Source organism: Afipia birgiae 34632, assembly GCF_000308295.2.
GTDB lineage: Bacteria > Pseudomonadota > Alphaproteobacteria > Rhizobiales > Xanthobacteraceae > Afipia > Afipia birgiae.
The window spans coordinates 1614109-1627606 of record NZ_HG326652.1 but is presented as its reverse complement, the minus strand read 5'-3'; the positions used below and the strand labels follow the sequence as shown (position 1 = coordinate 1627606).

Annotated in this window: 12 protein-coding genes; 10 read left to right on the top strand and 2 right to left on the bottom strand. The window is 61.7% G+C overall.

Features of this window, described 5'->3' with window-relative positions; translation table 11 throughout:
• Positions 1–4: 4 nt before the first annotated feature.
• The 9 genes from BN32_RS07805 (at position 5) to BN32_RS07765 (ending at position 9955) form a co-directional block, all read left to right on the top strand.
• Positions 5–628 (top strand): TetR/AcrR family transcriptional regulator, encoded by a 624-nt coding sequence (locus BN32_RS07805; RefSeq protein WP_019197592.1) that lies wholly within the window; start codon positions 5–7, stop codon positions 626–628.
• 115 nt (positions 629–743) lie between these two features.
• Positions 744–2240 (top strand): CoA-acylating methylmalonate-semialdehyde dehydrogenase, encoded by a 1497-nt coding sequence (locus tag BN32_RS07800; protein WP_019197591.1) that lies wholly within the window; start codon positions 744–746, stop codon positions 2238–2240.
• Positions 2241–2259: 19 nt separating this feature from the next.
• On the top strand, positions 2260–3405 hold the full coding sequence (locus BN32_RS07795; protein WP_019197590.1) for an isobutyryl-CoA dehydrogenase: 1146 nt from the start codon (positions 2260–2262) through the stop codon (positions 3403–3405).
• Complete coding sequence (locus BN32_RS07790) at positions 3402–4490, top strand: enoyl-CoA hydratase/isomerase family protein (protein WP_019197589.1); 1089 nt, start codon at positions 3402–3404, stop codon at positions 4488–4490. Before BN32_RS07795 ends, BN32_RS07790 begins: the two co-directional genes overlap by 4 nt.
• 31 nt (positions 4491–4521) lie before the next feature.
• A complete protein-coding gene (mmsB, locus tag BN32_RS07785) occupies positions 4522–5406 on the top strand; it encodes a 3-hydroxyisobutyrate dehydrogenase (RefSeq protein ID WP_019197588.1) in 885 nt (294 codons plus the stop codon).
• A gap of 9 nt (positions 5407–5415) precedes the next feature.
• Positions 5416–7143, top strand: coding sequence for an AMP-binding protein (locus tag BN32_RS07780; protein WP_019197587.1), 1728 nt, complete (start codon positions 5416–5418; stop codon positions 7141–7143).
• A 180-nt stretch (positions 7144–7323) separates the two neighbouring features.
• Positions 7324–7788, top strand: a complete 465-nt coding sequence (locus tag BN32_RS07775) for a MaoC family dehydratase (protein ID WP_019197586.1) — start codon at positions 7324–7326, stop codon at positions 7786–7788.
• A 14-nt stretch (positions 7789–7802) separates the two neighbouring features.
• A complete protein-coding gene (locus BN32_RS07770) occupies positions 7803–8735 on the top strand; it encodes an SDR family NAD(P)-dependent oxidoreductase (RefSeq protein ID WP_019197585.1) in 933 nt (310 codons plus the stop codon).
• A gap of 5 nt (positions 8736–8740) precedes the next feature.
• A complete protein-coding gene (locus tag BN32_RS07765) occupies positions 8741–9955 on the top strand; it encodes a TIGR03862 family flavoprotein (RefSeq protein ID WP_019197584.1) in 1215 nt (404 codons plus the stop codon).
• Here BN32_RS07765 and BN32_RS07760 read toward each other — a convergent pair.
• Both BN32_RS07760 and BN32_RS07755 read right to left on the bottom strand, forming a co-directional pair.
• Positions 9952–11772, bottom strand: coding sequence for an ABC-F family ATP-binding cassette domain-containing protein (locus tag BN32_RS07760; protein WP_019197583.1), 1821 nt, complete (start codon positions 11770–11772; stop codon positions 9952–9954). The two genes, BN32_RS07765 and BN32_RS07760, sit on opposite strands and share 4 nt — an antisense overlap.
• A gap of 14 nt (positions 11773–11786) precedes the next feature.
• Positions 11787–12257, bottom strand: coding sequence for a YaiI/YqxD family protein (locus BN32_RS07755; RefSeq protein WP_019197582.1), 471 nt, complete (start codon positions 12255–12257; stop codon positions 11787–11789).
• Positions 12258–12416: 159 nt separating this feature from the next.
• Between BN32_RS07755 and BN32_RS07750 the strand changes: the two genes are divergently transcribed.
• Positions 12417–13214 (top strand): hotdog fold domain-containing protein, encoded by a 798-nt coding sequence (locus BN32_RS07750; RefSeq protein ID WP_019197581.1) that lies wholly within the window; start codon positions 12417–12419, stop codon positions 13212–13214.
• The last annotated feature ends 284 nt before the right edge of the window (positions 13215–13498 follow it).

The window sequence follows — 13498 nt, the reverse complement described above, 5'->3', positions numbered from 1 at the left end:
GGTGATGCGTTATTCGAAGGACCACAAGGCGGAAACCCACGACCGGATCGTGAAGAACGCGTCCGTGCGTCTGCGCGAACGTGGCGCGGCGAGCCTTGGGGTTGCGGAGTTGATGAAGGAAGCCGGTCTGACCCACGGCGGATTCTATGCTCATTTTGCGTCCCGTGACGCGCTCATCAGCGAGGCTTTCGCCCACGCAATGCAGCAAACCACCGGGCGGTGGCGCAAGCGCGCGGAGCAGTCGCCGGCAGACAAGCGTCTAGCGTCGATTGTGAATGGCTATCTGTCCGCTGAGCATCGCGATGACGCTGGTAACGGTTGCGCGTTGCCGTCGCTGGGCGTCGAGGTGTCGCGGGCCAGTCCAAAAACGCGCAAGGCTTTCGCCAGCAAGCTCGAGGACATGATCGCGATGCTTGCGGAGCAATCCCCGGATATGCCCGCAAAGACGGCTCGCCGCGAAGCTATCGCTGTTATTGCAACCATTATGGGGGCGATGATTCTGGCGCGAGCGGCAGGAACGGGCGAATTCTCGGATGAGATTCTCAGCGCCGGCCGTCACGCCGCGCTGCGGGGTGAGAACGCGGCAAAACCGCGCACGAAGAAGCCCAAAGCCAAGGCCGAGGACTGAACACCCGGCAGCATCTCTTTGCATTGCACGCCACCGTGCTGTGCGCAGAACCGGGTTCCTAATCCGGTTGTTGCGGTGCTAGAAGCTTCCAAACACTCGCTTTTGGAGGATACGCATGCGCACGATCGGTCATTTTATTGGCGGCAAGGAAGTCAAGGGCACATCTGGCCGCTTTGCGGACGTGTTTGAGCCGATGACGGGTGAGGTGCAGGCCAAGGTGGCGCTGGCCTCCAAGGCGGAGATGCGCGCTGCGGTGGAAAACGCTGTGGCCGCGCAGGTCGGGTGGGCGAACACGAACCCGCAGCGCCGCGCGCGGGTGATGATGAAATTCCTTGAATTGGTACAGCGCGATTACGACAAGCTGGCCGATCTGCTGGCGCGCGAGCATGGCAAGACGGTTCCTGACGCCCGGGGCGATATCCAGCGCGGTCTCGAGGTCGTCGAATTCGCCTGCGGCATTCCGCACCTGATGAAGGGCGAATACACCGAAGGCGCGGGCCCCGGAATCGATATCTATTCGATGCGTCAACCCCTCGGCGTGGTCGCTGGCATCACCCCGTTCAATTTTCCGGCGATGATCCCGATGTGGAAGTTCGCGCCCGCGATCGCCTGCGGCAATGCTTTCATCCTCAAGCCCTCGGAGCGCGATCCCGGCGTGCCGATGGCGCTGGCCGCTCTGATGATCGAGGCGGGCTTGCCGCCTGGCATCCTGAACTGCGTCAACGGCGACAAGGAAGCGGTCGACGCCATCCTCGACGATCCGGATATCAAGGCCGTCGGCTTTGTCGGCTCCTCGCCGATCGCGCAGTACATCTATGAGCGCGCGGCAGCCAGCAACAAGCGCGCGCAGTGCTTCGGCGGCGCCAAGAACCACGCCATCATCATGCCGGATGCTGACATGGACCAGACCGTCGATGCGCTGATCGGTGCGGGCTACGGTTCGGCGGGCGAACGCTGCATGGCGATCTCGGTCGCGGTGCCGGTGGGCAAGACCACGGCGGACCGCCTGATGGAAAAGCTCATTCCACGGGTTGAAAGCCTGAAGATCGGTCCCTCGACCGATCCGTCCGCGGACTTCGGCCCGCTGGTGACAAAGGCGGCGCTGGAACGTGTCAAGGATTACGTCGAGATCGGTATCAAGGAAGGCGCGAAACTGGCCGTCGACGGCCGCGGCTTCAAGATGCAGGGCTACGAGAAGGGCTTCTACATGGGCGGCTGTCTGTTCGACAACGTCACCAAGGACATGCGCATCTATAAGGAAGAGATCTTCGGCCCCGTGCTGTCGGTAGTGCGCGCCCACGACTACAATGAAGCCCTGGCGCTCCCGTCGGACCACGACTACGGCAACGGCGTTGCGATCTTCACCCGCGATGGCGACGCGGCGCGCGATTTCGCGGCCAAGGTCAATGTCGGCATGGTCGGCATCAACGTGCCGATCCCGGTTCCGATCGCGTATTACACCTTCGGCGGCTGGAAGAAGTCCGGCTTCGGTGATCTCAATCAGCACGGCCCGGATTCGATCCGCTTCTACACCAAGACCAAGACCGTCACCTCGCGCTGGCCTTCCGGCGTCAAGGACGGTGCGGAGTTCTCTATCCCGACGATGAACTAGATCAACAAGCGAGCGCGCCATGCAATTCGCTCTGACCGAGGATCAAATCGCGGTTCGCGACATGGCGCGCGAATTCGCCGCCGAAAAGATCGCGCCGTTTGCGCTGAAATGGGATGAGGAAAAATTCTTTCCCGTCGATGTCATGCGGGAAGCGGCTGCGCTCGGCATCGGCGGTATCTATATTCGTGACGATGTCGGCGGCTCGGCGCTGACGCGTTTCGATGCAGCGCTGATCTTCGAGGCGTTGGCAACTGGCTGTCCGACCGTTTCGGCGTTCATCTCGATCCACAACATGGCCTCGTGGATGATCGATCATTACGGCTCGGACGCGCAGCGCCAGAAGTGGCTCCCGCGTCTTTGCACAATGGAATTGCTGGCGAGCTATTGTCTTACCGAACCGGGTGCAGGCTCGGATGCGGCGGCACTCAGCACGCGCGCGGTGCGCGACGGCGATCATTACGTCTTGAACGGTCAGAAGCAGTTCATCTCCGGCGCGGGAAAGAGCGACATCTATGTCGTGATGGCGCGCACCGGCGGCAATGGTGCGGGCGGCATTTCCACGCTGGTGGTCGAGGGCGATACGCCGGGCCTGTCCTTCGGCGCCAATGAACGCAAGATGGGCTGGAACGCCCAGCCGACCCGCGCGGTGATCTTCGAGAATGTGCGGGTTCCCGTCGCTAATCGTATCGGCGAGGAGGGCATCGGCTTCAAGATTGCCATGTCCGGCCTTGACGGTGGACGCCTTAACATCGCGGCATGTTCGCTCGGCGGAGCACAGTCCGCGCTCGACAAGTCGCTCGCTTATCTGAGGGAGCGCAGGGCGTTCGGTCAGCGGCTCGACGAATTCCAGGCGCTGCAGTTCCGTCTCGCCGATATGGCCATCGAGCTGGAAGCAGCGCGCACGTTCTTGTGGCGGGCTGCCGCGTCGCTCGACCGCAAGGATCCGGACGCGACCATGCTTTGCGCGATGGCCAAACGCTTCGGCACCGATGCCGGTTTCGAAATCGCCAATCAGGCGCTGCAGCTGCACGGTGGATATGGCTATCTGTCGGAATACGGCGTCGAGAAAATTGTACGGGATCTGCGTGTGCATCAAATTCTTGAAGGGACAAACGAAATCATGCGCGTCATCGTTGCGCGCAAGCTGATCGAAGGTGCGCGATGAGCGCGCATGCGGCGATGGCTGAATCACCGGAAAAGGACCTGATCGTTTGCCGCGAAGGCGCGGCCGGGATCATTCGGCTGAACCGGCCGAAGGCGATCAACGCGCTGACACTCGAGATGACGCGCGAGATCGTTGTTGCGCTGGATGAATTCGAGGCGGATCCCGGAGTGTCACTGGTTCTACTGGAAGGTGCGGGCGAGCGCGGACTGTGCGCCGGTGGCGACATTCGCGGGCTCTATGAAAGTGCGAAGGCAGGCGGCGATCTTGGGCCGGTCTTCTGGCGTGAGGAATACATTCTGAATGCCCGCATTCCCGAGTTTCCGAAGCCCTATGTCGCCTACATGGACGGCCTCGTCATGGGCGGCGGGGTCGGGCTGTCGGCGCATGGTGCGCATCGGATCGTAACCGACAAGACGAAAATGGCGATGCCTGAAGTCGGTCTGGGTTTCTTCCCGGACGTGGGCGGGACGTGGCTGTTGTCACGCGCTCCCGGCGAAATTGGAACTTACTTTGCCTTGACGGGGCAAACCATGACGGGCGCTGATGCGGTCTATGCAGGTGCGGCGGATGTTCTGATTACATCGAGTAACTGGGCGGGGCTTCGCGATGCGCTGACCAATGCGCCGTTGCGGGCGACCAGCAACGATGTCCGCGCGATCATGGCGCAATATGCGGCTGCTGATATTCAGGCGCCGGTTGCAACCCATCGCGAGCAGATCGATCGGGTCTTCGCCCACGATACAATGGAAGCGATCGTGGCGGCCCTCAAGCAGGATGGTTCGGAATTTGCGCTGGCGACGCTGAGGGCGCTGTCGGAGAAATCGCCGACTGCCCTCAAGGTGACGTTAGAACTGCTTCGCCGCGCGCGCACCTCCAAGTCGCTTAAGGAAAGCCTCGTTCGCGAATACAATTCAGCGCTGGCGGTTTTCACGAGCTCTGAATTTGTCGAGGGCGTTCGCGCAGCCATTATCGACAAGGACCGCAACCCGAAATGGTCGCCGTCGCGGATCGAGGATGTCACGCCTGAGATCGTCGAGAAGTACTTCGCGCCGAACGGAAAATACAAGCTGGTCTTTCCAGACTGACGTCACTGAACAACGATAACGAGGGCAGGAAATGGCAAACATTGCATTCATCGGTCTTGGCAACATGGGTGGACCCATGGCGGCCAACCTCGTCAAGGCTGGGCACAAGGTTCAGGGGTTCGACCTCGCGCAGGCGTCCAAGGACGCGGCCAAAGCAGATGGCGTCAGTATTGCGGCGAGTGCGGCTGAAGCCGTAAAGGACGCACAGATCGTCGTCACGATGTTGCCCGCAGGCAAGCATGTTCTGGGCGTGTGGAAAGAGATCATTCCGTCGGTCGGCAAGAACACGCTGATGATTGATTGTTCGACGATCGACGTGGAGAGCGCGCGGCTTGCGCACGCTCACGCAACCGAACACAATTTGCCCTCGATCGATGCTCCGGTGTCCGGCGGTACCGGCGGCGCGAAGGGCGCGACGCTGACATTCATGTGCGGTGGGACCACTGCGGCATTCGCGGCTGCGAAGCCCGTTCTGGAAAACATGGGCAAGAAAGTTGTCCATTGTGGCGAAGCGGGTGCGGGGCAGGCGGCCAAGATTTGCAATAACATGATCCTTGGCATCTCGATGATCGGCGTATCGGAGGCCTTCGCACTCGGCGAGAAACTCGGCCTGTCGCATCAGGCGCTATTCGACGTGGCCTCAACTTCGTCGGGCCAGTGCTGGTCACTGACCACGTATTGCCCGGTCCCGGGTCCGGTCCCGGCTTCGCCTGCGAACAACGAGTACAAGCCGGGGTTCGCAGCCGCGCTGATGCTGAAGGATTTGCGTCTGTCGCAGGAAGCTGCGAAAGCCGCCGGTGCGGCGACGCCGCTCGGTGCACATGCGGAGAGCATCTACGATGCCTTCGAGAAAGCCGGCCACGGCGGCGTCGATTTTTCCGGTATCATCAAGCATGTTCGTGGGCTGGCGAAATAGGGTTCCTTGATGACGACATTCCAGGACGCGCGCGCTTTCCTGCTCAAACATCGTACCGACTACGACAAGGCCATTGCGGGGTTTCGCTGGCCGGACGAGAAGCAGTTTAACTGGGCGCTCGACTGGTTTGATGCTGGTCTGGCCAGCAATCCCGAAAGCTGCGACCGCACGGCGCTCTGGATTGTCGATGCCGCCAGCAACACCGAGACGAAACTATCGTTCGCGGCGTTGTCGCGCAGCTCTAACCAGACCGCGAACTTCCTGCGCGATCTCGGCCTTAAGCGCGGCGACCATCTGCTGTTGCTGCTCGGCAATGTGGTGCCGTTGTGGGAAACGATGCTGGCCGCCATGAAGCTGGGCGTCATCGTCATCCCGGCAACGACATTGCTTACGGCAGATGAATTGCGAGATCGCTTGGATCGCGGCAGGGCAAAGGTCGTCGTCGCCACGCAGGATCAGGTGGCGAAATTCGAAGGCCTCGGCGGCGAGGATTTCACCAAGATTGTCGTCGCGGCCACGTCCGAGCATAGAGGCTGGCGGCGGTTCGAGGATGCAGCGAATTATCCGGATACATTCACGCCGGACGGCGCGACCAACGCGAACGATCCGATGCTGCTGTATTTCACGTCCGGCACCACGGCCAAGCCGAAACTCGTGCTGCACAGCCACAGCAGCTATCCGGTGGGTTCGCTCTCCACCATGTACTGGCTCGGACTTCAGCCGGGCGACGTTCATCTCAATATTTCGTCGCCGGGTTGGGCCAAGCATGCGTGGAGTTGTTTCTTCTCGCCATGGAATGCGGGCGCGACGATCTTCATCGTCAATCAGCCGCGTTTCGATGCAAAAGGTTTGCTGGCCACGGTTGCGCGCTGTGGCGTGACGACGCTGTGCGCGCCGCCAACCGTATGGCGGCTGTTCATTCAGGAGCGGCTTGCTGACTACAAGGTCTCGGTGCGCGAAGTTTGTGGCGCCGGCGAGCCGCTTAACCCGGAGGTGATCGATCAGGTCAAGGCGGCGTGGGGGCTGACGATCCGCGACGGGTACGGCCAGACTGAGACAACGGCGTTGGCTGGCAATTCGCCGGGACAGCCCGTGAAAGTCGGTTCTATGGGACGGCCGATGCCGGGCTACCAGGTTCAGGTAGCTGACGCCGATGGCAACCTCGCGAAAGAGGGCGAAGTGCGACTCTTGCTGGGCGCCAGTCGTCCGACGGGGCTGATGCTTGGCTATCAGGGCGAGGACGGCAAACCGAAGGGCGCGGACGGCGAGGTCTATCAGACCGGCGACGTGGTGTTCCTCGATGATGATGGCTACCTGACCTTCGTCGGTCGTTCCGATGACGTGTTCAAATCGTCTGATTATCGGATCAGCCCGTTCGAGCTCGAAAGCGTGTTGCTGGAGCATGAACTCGTCGCTGAGGCGGCCGTGGTGCCGACGCCGGACCCGATCCGTCTCGCGCTTCCCAAAGCTTATGTCTCGCTGGTGCCGGACACCGCGATTACGCGGGACACGGCGCTTTCGATCTTCAAGTACGTTCACTCGCGGCTCGCGCCGTTCAAGCGCATTCGTCGCATCGAACTGGTGACGGAACTTCCGAAGACCATTTCCGGCAAGATTCGCCGCGTTCAGCTTCGCCGCCTCGAGCACGACAATGACCGCAAGGACGCGTTACGCGGCCAGGAATTCCGCGAGGAGGATTTTCCGGAATTGCAGGTCGGGCAGAGCGCCGTACGGTAACAACTCCGGTCGATTTTCAGGCATATCTCCCATCCGCAGCTTGTTTGAAACGGTGTCCAGGCGCTGTTTCCGGCAAGGAGTGAACACGCCTGAGTATTGGCGTTTGTCCGCAAATTTCGCTTGGCCGGACCGCTGATCTGTGGAATGTGCCAACCCAGCTTGAATTTGAGGGAATGGCCGATGGGCGTTGCGATGGATCTGGAAGACTACCTGAAACTCGTGGGCACCGAACTCGGCGTTTCGGAATGGCATACCGTCGATCAGAAGCAGATCGACGCTTTCGCCAACGCGACCGAAGATTTTCAGTTTATTCACATCGATCCCGAGCGCGCAAAGCGTGAAACGCCATTCGGCGGTACCATTGCGCACGGCTTCCTGTCGCTCTCGGTTCTGCCTAAGCTTGCCTACGCCACCATGCCAACGCTGAACGGCGCGGCGATGTCGATCAACTATGGCTTCGACAAAATCAGGTTTCTCACGCCCGTGCGGGCCGGCAAGCGCGTGCGTGCGCGTTTCGTGTTATCTGAAGCGACCATGAAGTCGCCGAAGGAACTCCTGGCGCGTACCAATACGACGCTGGAAATCGAAGGCGAACCAAAGCCTGCACTGGTCGCGGACTGGCTCGGAATGCATTTCTTCGCATAACTCAAGGGACGATCATGGCAATCAGATTCGATGGACGCGTTGCGGTTGTGACCGGTGCTGGCGCAGGGCTCGGTCGCGCACATGCGCTCGGTCTTGCAAAACTCGGTGCGCGGGTTGTGGTCAACGACATGGGCGCGGCGCGCGACGGCAGCGGCGGTTCGGTCAGTCCGGCTGAAGCGGTCGTGGAAGAGATCCGCAAGGCGGGCGGCGAGGCAATGGCCGACGGCGCGGACGTCTCGAACTTCGAGCAGGTCAAGGAGATGGTCGCCCGCGCCTCGATGAAATGGGGCAGCGTCGATCTGATGGTCGCGAACGCTGGAATCCTGCGTGACAAGTCCTTCGCTAAAATGGAGCCGGACGATTTCGCCAAGGTGATCGCCGTGCATCTGACCGGCACGTTCAACTGCTGCCGCGCTGTGTGGGACGGCATGCGTGAGCGCAACTACGGCCGCATCGTTGTCACGACCTCGTCGTCAGGCCTGTTCGGCAACTTCGGGCAAGCGAACTACGCCGCCGCGAAGGCGGGTATGGTCGGACTGATGAACGTCCTTGCCGAGGAGGGCCGCAAGACCAACATCAAGGTCAACACGATCTCTCCGACGGCTGCGACGCGCATGACAGAGGGTTTGATCGGTCCGGAGATCCTCGCGCTGATGAAGCCTGAAGCGATCACGCCCGCGGTGCTTTATCTGCTGAGCGAAGATGCGCCGACCCGGACCATCATGGGCGCGGGCGCAGGTTCGTTCGCGGTGATCAAGGTGGTCGAGACCGAAGGTCTCAACCTGCCGCAGGATCAGTGGACGCCTGACGCCATCGCGGCGAACTTTGCGAAGATCGGCGACATGTCGACGGCGCGTGATCTTGGCGGTGCGTTCTTCCAGACCTTCAAGTATGTCGAACAGGCCGCCAAGGCCGCGGGCATCAAGCTGCCGTCGATGGGCGGTTAAGCAACTTGGATGTCGCTGTCATCGGTGCCGGTCCTGCGGGGCTGATGGCGGCTGAAGTTTTGGCGGCGGGTGGTGCGCGCGTCACCGTCTATGAGTGTATGCCATCGGTGGGACGCAAGTTTCTGCTGGCGGGACGCGGCGGCCTCAATCTCACCCACAGCGAACCGCTGGATCAATTCCTCCAGCGCTACCGCGAAGCCATGCCGCATCTCCGGTTTGCCATCGAAGCATTTCCTCCCGATGCACTGCGCGCCTGGAGCGAAGCTCTCGGCCAGCCGACCTTCGTTGGGTCGAGCGGAAGGATATTTCCGCAAGCCATGAAAGCATCGCCGTTGCTGCGCGCGTGGCTGCGGCGTCTCGACCAGTCGGGGGTTCAGTTGGCGCTTCGTCATCGCTGGACGGGATGGAGCGCGAATGGTGAGTTGCAGTTCGAGGCACCCGAAGGTCTGACGTCGCTCAAGCCTGATGCGGCTGTGATCGCGCTTGGCGGCGCAAGTTGGCCCAAGTTGGGTGCAGATGGTGGCTGGATCGATTCGTTCAAGGCGAAGGGCGTTGAGATTGCACCGCTGCGTGCGGCCAACAGCGGCTTCCGCGTCGGATGGTCGGATCTGTTCCGCAACCGCTTTGAGGGACAGCCATTGAAGGGTGTTGCGTTATCGTTCGGCGGAGAGACGATGCGCGGCGAGGCGACGATCACACGCGAGGGTATTGAGGGTGGTGCGATCTATGCGCTGTCGGCTCCGATCCGCGATGCGGTGCTGGCGCATGGCGAGGCTGTCCTCCATATCGCGCTGCGGCCTGACCTCGCCAAATCCGATCTGACCACGCGCGTCAGCGCACCGCGACAGAAGCAGTCGATGTCGACTTATCTAAGAAAGGCCGCGGGTCTTTCGCCGGTTGCTATCGGGTTGTTGCAGGAAGCAACAATTGCTGCGGGACTAAATCTATCTGCGATGGATTCAGAAACACTCGCCGCCCTTATCAACGCCGTTCCCGTCAAGCTTACCGGCGTTGCGTCGATTGAGCGCGCAATTTCGACGGCAGGCGGGATTACCTTCAATGAGATCGACGAGCATTACATGCTGCACAAGCTTCCCGGCGTATTTGTTGCCGGCGAAATGCTGGACTGGGAGGCGCCGACCGGCGGCTACCTGTTGCAGGCGTGCTTTGCGACTGGCGCTGCGGCGGGGCGTGGCGCGCTGAACTACCTGAAGCGCTAAACCCCGCTCTCGATTTCCTCGCGCAGCATTTCAAGTTCGAGCCACTTTTCTTCGGCCGCGTCCAGCTCGGCATGCGCCTTGGCGATCGCAGCGGAAGCGGTATCGAATTTTTTGCGATCCTTTGCGTAGAGTTCAGGATCATCGAGCAGCTTCTGCTGCTTTGTGATCTCGGCCTGAAGCTTGGCCATCGTCTTCGGCAACGTCTCCAGCGCGTGCTTTTCGTTGAAGCTGAGGCGTCGTTTGGCAGCCGTCACCGGCGCAGGAGCCGCACTTTTTGCGGCCTTGGACGTTTCGGTGGCCGCCGCCTTGATGGCCTTTTCCTGCAGGTCTGCGCCGCGTTGCGCCAGCATGTCGGAATAGCCGCCGGCGTACTCGATCCATTTGCCGTCGCCTTCTGGGGCGATGACGGACGTCACGACGCGGTCGAGGAAATCGCGATCATGGCTGACGAGAATGACGGTGCCTTCATAATCACCGAGCATTTCCTCCAGAACGTCGAGCGTTTCGAGGTCGAGGTCGTTGGTGGGTTCGTCCAGCACCAGCACGTTCGATGGCTTGGCCAGTGCGCGGGCCAGCATCAAGCGTCCACGCTCTCCGCCGGAGAGGACCTCAAGCGGCGTGCGGGCCTGCTCCTGCTGAAAGAGGAAGTCCTTCATGTAGCCGATGACATGTTTCGGCTTGCCGTTGACCATGATGCTGTCGCCGCGTCCGCCGGTCAGGGCGTCGGCCAGCGTCGTTTTGGGATCGAGGCTTTCGCGATGCTGGTCGAGGGTCGCCATTTCGATATTGGCGCCGAGGCGGATCGTGCCGGTGTCCGGTGCGTCGGTTCCCGTCAGCATGCCGATCAGCGTGGTCTTGCCCGCGCCATTAGGGCCAATGATGCCGATGCGGTCGCCCCGCGTTACGCGGATGGAGAAGTCATCGACGATGGGCCGTTCGCCGTATGATTTTCCGATGTGTTTCGCCTCGATCACCAGCTTGCCGGAGGAATCGGCCTCGGCGGCGGCGAGATTCGCCTTGCCCGCGGTGCCGCGATAGTCCCGGCGCTGGTCGCGCAGTGCGAACAGATTGCCGAGGCGCTTGACGTTGCGTTTGCGTCGGCCCGAGACGCCGTAGCGCAGCCAGTGCTCTTCCGCGACGATCTTGCGATCGAGCTTGTGCTGGTCGCGCTCTTCTTCCGCCAGCACTTCGTCGCGCCATTCCTCGAAGGCGCTGAAGCCTTTCTCGATGCGGCGGGTTTCGCCGCGGTCGAGCCAGACCGTGGCGCGTGAGAGATTGGAGAGGAACCGCCGGTCGTGGCTGATGATGACCAGCGCGCTGCGTCGGCTGGCGAGTTCGCCTTCCAGCCATTCGATGGTGGTGAGATCGAGATGGTTGGTAGGCTCGTCGAGCAGCAGGATGTCGGGCGAGGGGGCGAGCACGCGCGCCAGTGCCGCGCGCCGCGCTTCGCCGCCGGACAGATTGGCGGGATCCTCGGTGCCGGTCAGGCCGAGTTGTTCGAGGAGATACTGCGCCTGATAGTGATCGTCCCCCGGATTCATTCCAGCCTCGACATAGGCGAGCGTCGTCTTGAAGCCATCGAAGTCCGGCTCCTGTGGAAGGTAGCGGATGGTTGCGCCGGGCTGTACGAAGCGGGAGCCGCGATCGGCTTCGACCAGGCCTGCGACGATCTTCAGCAGCGTGGATTTGCCGGAGCCGTTACGGCCGATCAGACAGACGCGTTCGCCTGCGGACACGGCAAGCTCAACGCCCGCCAACAGCGGCGTGCCGCCGAAGGTGAGCGCGATGTCTTTCAACTGGATCAGGGGAGGCGCCATGTCGTCGGAATACCTTACTTCTGGTCTCTTGCGCGCTGGATGCGGCGAATGGTCTGGTCGAGTGCCGACAGGAACGCCGAGCGGTCGCGCGGGGAAAACGAGCGCGGCCCGCCGGTAACTTCGCCGCTGGAGCGCAGATCGGTCATCAGATTGCGCACCGCCAGCGTCATGCCGATGGATTCTTCCGAGAACGGCTTGCCGTTTGGCGCGATCACGTCCGCACCGGCCTTCACGCAGCGTGCCGCCAGCGGGATGTCGGATGTGACGACGATATCGCCTTTTTGCGCGCGTTCCGCAATCCAGTCGTCGGCGGCGTCCATGCCGCTGCCTGCGGCGATCCGCTCGATCAGCGGATCGTTCGGCACACGGATGAAGTTGCCCGCGACGACGCTGACGGGCAGACCGTGCCGCGCGGCGACACGGTAGATCTCATCTTTCACCGGACAGGCATCGGCATCGACGTAAATGCGGGTGGCGGGGGTCAAGGTTGTTCCATTCAGGTTTGCGCTGCTGGTAGCCTAACGGCGTCAAAATGGCGAGTGGAAGACGGAGGATGCGGACTGCGAGGCATGCAGCGGTGCGGCTTGTCTTGGTCCCGCTGTTGCGTACCATCCGGGCCGATAACGTAAAAATCCGAGGAAACGATGACCGCGCTTAAGCCGTACAGCATCCACGCCTACAATCTCGCCAAGAACTCCGAAAACAAGATGCACGACGATTCGGTCGCTCGCCGGTTCGGGTTTCAGGGCGGGCTGGTCCCCGGTGTCGATGTCTTCGCCTATATGACCCACATGCCGGTGGCGAAATGGGGCCGGGCATTTCTGGAGCGCGGGCTGATGGACGGCCGGTTTTTCAAGCCGGTTTATGACGGCGAAACCGCCGTGGTGACGGCGGAGGAAATCGATGGCGGCCTCGCCATCAAGGTCGAAAGCCGCGGCGAGCTGTGCGCGAGCGGCACGGCGTCGATGCCGTCCGATGCGCCGAAAATCTCGCTCGGAGACTTTCAGGTTGCGGCGCCCGTCGGCAAGCATGCGCCCGCCGATGAAAAGACCTATCAGACCGGCAAGTGGCTCGCCATTCCGCCGTTCACGCTGGGCGCACATGGCTCATCCGAGTATCTGCGCGATGCCCGCGAAACCGATCCGCTCTACGACGATGAGAAGATCGTTCACACCGGCATGCTGCTGCGGACGATGAACTGGGCGCTGATGGAGAACGCCATCCTGGGTCCGTGGATTCACGTCGGCAGCACCATCCGTTATCTGGCGGCAGCGTCGGTTGAGGATGAACTCACCGTGCGGGCGAAGGTCACCGGCAACTACGATCGCAAGGGCCACAAGTTCGTAGAGCTCGACGGCCTGATCGTGGCGAACGGCTCAAAGCCGATCGCGCATTGCCAGCACATTGCGATCTATCGTCCGCGCGAGACAATGGCGGCGTAGGTGGCTGTTGCGCGAAATCTCTTTCCTCGTCGTCCCCGCGAAAGCGGGGACGACGAGTGGGTGTGCTGAGGCATCCCGCCTCGTCTCGAACTCCGATTCAAATTTCAAACAGCCACGCGCATTCGCTCTCGCGCTTCGCGCGAGGTGAGCTTTCAATCGTGCCCCTTGAAAAGGTGAGGGGCATGGAGCGCCGCGAGGCGCAAATGTGTTGTTTCGCTTCCCGTGCGAAGGGAAGCGCGTCGCCTCACGGCGCTCCATTCGCGGCGACTTTGGGCGAGGGGAAG